The organism is Halomonas sp. KX33721 (genome assembly GCF_001596805.1).
GTDB classification, from domain to species: Bacteria; Pseudomonadota; Gammaproteobacteria; order Pseudomonadales; family Halomonadaceae; genus Vreelandella; species Vreelandella aquamarina.
Genome location: NZ_LVIA01000074.1, coordinates 1 through 3,303, shown reverse-complemented (window position 1 = coordinate 3,303; position 3,303 = coordinate 1). Strand labels below are relative to the sequence as shown.

At 57.0% G+C, this 3,303-nt stretch carries 3 protein-coding genes; 2 read left to right on the top strand and 1 reads right to left on the bottom strand.

Features of this window, described 5'->3' with window-relative positions; all coding sequences use genetic code 11:
• Positions 1 to 576 (bottom strand): dioxygenase (locus A3220_RS16310; RefSeq protein WP_290123757.1); only part of this gene is annotated, 576 nt, incomplete at its 3' end.
• 397 nt (positions 577 to 973) lie between these two features.
• On the opposite strand from A3220_RS16310, the gene A3220_RS16305 reads away from it, so the two are divergent.
• Positions 974 to 2,335: an IS1380 family transposase gene (locus A3220_RS16305; RefSeq protein ID WP_058092419.1), complete on the top strand. Its 1,362-nt coding sequence runs from the start codon at positions 974 to 976 to the stop codon at positions 2,333 to 2,335.
• 477 nt (positions 2,336 to 2,812) lie between these two features.
• Positions 2,813 to 3,303, top strand: a 491-nt coding sequence (locus A3220_RS16300; protein WP_217284300.1) for a hypothetical protein, incomplete at its 3' end; no start/stop codon positions are given.

Here is a 3,303-nt window from a genome sequence, read left to right as displayed (position 1 = left end):
GCTACGCGCGGTGTACCGGCCCTCGCTGTCGGCATAGATCGTGCGGCGCATGTTGTACTCGTCCTGAGAAGGGTCAAAGAACGAGTAGCCGCCCTTGGAGTTGCAGTGCCAGATCTCGACCTTGGCGCCGGGGATCGGCTGACCGTTCACGTCGCGCACCTGGCCGGTGAGCCACATGGTCTCGCCATCAGGGTCGCTGCCATCGTCCATCCGCGCAAAGCCTTCCGCCTCGGGGGCGCCGGCCACGTAGAGCGGACCTTCGATGGTGCGCGGGGTGCCGCCGGTGCGCTTGGCTTCGGCATCGATAGCGTCCTGGCGCATATCGAGGAAGTGGTCAAAGCCCAGCCCTGGGGACAACAGGCCGAACTGGGTCTGGCTACCCAGGGCATTGAGCAGGTTAACCGCCGCCCAGTACTCTTCCTCGGTGACATCGAAGTCATCGATCAGCTTGAACAGATCACCAACCAGGCGATGAACGATTTGCTTGGCGCGGTCATTGCCGCCTGACTGATCAAAGCCAGCAACGGCATTTAGGAAATCTTGAACCTCGGGCGTGTCGAATATTTTTACGGTCATGGTGAAACCCTATCGTTGGTTTTATTGTTGTCTTGGAGCCCGGCGATAGCAGCAACATTCGAGGTGAGATTGGGGTACGTCTATCATGGGCTTAAAGACGACAGTTGTTGTTGGTTCGTCAGTAATATCGACTAGACCCCACTTAACAGACCAATATCGTTTGAGTTCCTTGCCATACTTCATAGGTATCTCGATGCGGCACCCTCACCTACAAGCATCAATGCTTTCTAATGCTTTGTTAAAAAATAACCAATTGTTTTATATGTAAAAAATAAATAAAAACATGGAAGTATTCTTACTGCTCTCCTGAATCCGTGAGACTGGCCCCCTGAAGCGCTTCTAACCCACTGACCTGCATGGCAATATAGCGGATATCGCCATTCACCCAGACAGTGCCATGCCCAACGTCAAGTTCCGCGCCAGTCGCCGCACCCTCACCAGCCATTCCGGGTTGTCGATCATCGGGCAGTGCCTCGAGATCGCCGGCGTCGACAGCATCGACGGCCGCTTCCCCACCACGCTGGGCATGCGCACCAGCGACGTGGTCAAGAGCTACCTGGGCCTGCTGTGTCTGGGCATGAGCGACTATGACGCCATCGAAAACTTCCGCCGCGACAAGCCCTTCCAACAACTGCTGACCCTGCAGAAGGTGCCGAGCACGGCGACGCTGCGACAGCGGCTTGAGAAACTCGCCGCCAACAACCTGCAGGCGCGCACCGCCATCTGGTCCACGACCCTGCTGTCACTGGTCGAGGCACCGATCACCGCCGAGACGACGCACGTCTGCCTGGACATCGACACCTTCGTCATGGACAACAGCAACTCGAAGAAGGAAGGCGTCTCGCGGACCTACCAGAAGGTCGACGGCTACACCCCGATCGCCGCGTATCTGGGCAACGAAGGGTGGTGCTTGGGCCTGGAACTGCGTCCCGGCAAGCAGCACACCATGAAGGAGAGCAACGCCTTCCTGGAGCGGGTGCTGCCCCGCGCCCAAGGCCTGACCGAGCGACCGATCCTGTTACGCGAGGACAGCGGCTTCGACAGCCAGGCGCACCTGGCGCTTCTCGAACAGCAGCGGCAGGCCTTTGCCGAGGAGGGCCGCCGGCTGGACTACCTCGTCAAATGGAACCCGCGTGGCTCGGCCACGGCCGATCAGGACACCTGGCTGGCCGTGGCGGCGGACTACTGGGAAGAGCTGCGCCCTGGCAAACGCCAGGCGCTGTGGACGCAGACGGTCTCGATCCACGACGACAACAAGATCGAATACGTCGTCAAGCGCGTGATGCGCCTGGTGGAGCGCACCGCCGATCACGATGGCCAGTTGCTGCTCGAACCAGAGGTTGAGTTGGAAGGCTGGTGGACCAGCCTGGACGAGGCGCCGGAGGCGGTGATCAAGCGCTATCAGGCGCATGCCACCCACGAGCAGTTCCATAGCGAGATCAAGACCGATCTTGACCTGGAGCGGCTACCGTCGGGCAAGTTCGCCACCAACGATCTGATCCTGCATCTCGCCCAACTGGCCTACAACATCCTGCGATTGATGGGGCAACTGGGCATGACCGGCGAGCTAAGCCCGGTCCGCCATCCCGCCAAGCGGCGCCGGCTGCGGACGGTGTTGCAGGAATTGGTGCATCGTGCGGCTCTCGTGATTCACAAGGCGCGGCAGATCATCCTCGACTTCGGGCAGGACATCGGGCGCATGACGGTGTTGAACACCCTGCGGAGCCGGCTGCGTTACCCACGAGGGTCGCCATGCTGACTGTCTGCCAGAGAGCATCCCCAGACAGTGCGCGACGGGCGATCGCCGGTCGCCAGGTTGGCCGTGCGCGGCAGGGGCGTAAGCGGAGAAAACCGGGTGATCAGGACCGATCGACGTGGGCATTTCCGACGACATCGGGCTCGCACCTCCACGATATTCGAGTCAAATTCTCAAAAATCTCACGCAGACGATGATAGGGGGAATGTCGGCTGCGGCATCACGGATTCAGGTGCTCTGCGAAAGGGATACTCGGCTTATTTATTTTTTTGGTTATGTAGGGTTTAGTTAACCCTGTACAGGGCATTTCACACCTAAGAGGGCATCCAACAGATTTTTGAATTACGACAAAAGAATAACAAGCCAATGCAAGGCAAGCCCCAATGACCAGTTTAATATTTTCTTATGTAATAGATCCTTGGCAACGCATCCGAATTTGAAGCCTACATAGAACAATATTGCAGTGAAGAGGGATAAGAAATGAATACACAACTGACGCCCTTACAAAGGCTGAGTGAGGCTAGAAAGGCTTTCTTCCAAGATGGGAATATTCCTAATGGAATAATAGACGAAGCTATCCTGAACTCATGGAAACGCTGTATCGCCGAGCACAAGAGTGTGACTGAGCGGGTCATATACGAAACGGTACCGTGCAGTAGATTTAACGAAATTAAACAAAAAAATCAAAACCTTACTAATGCAGCCACTATCCCCATTGAACAGCTTCATCGCACCATTAGTGGTGCGGGCTACGCACTGCTACTCACTGACCACCAAGGCCATGCTCTATGCACCTATCAATCTAACGCTCACTCCGGCAGGGTTCTCAAGCAGGCCTTCCGTCCTGGGGTCAATCTCTCGGAGCAATACATTGGGACATCGGCGATGAGCTGCGCGCTTACGGCTGGCCGACCTGTTGCTGTTTCAGGGCCGGAGCACTACTACACCACTAATCAATCGCTGAATTGTGC

Coding starts and splice junctions, on each gene's coding strand:
- A3220_RS16305 (WP_058092419.1), top strand. CDS start 974: ATGCCCAACGTCAAGTTCCGCGCCAGTCGCCGCACCCTCACCAGCCAT.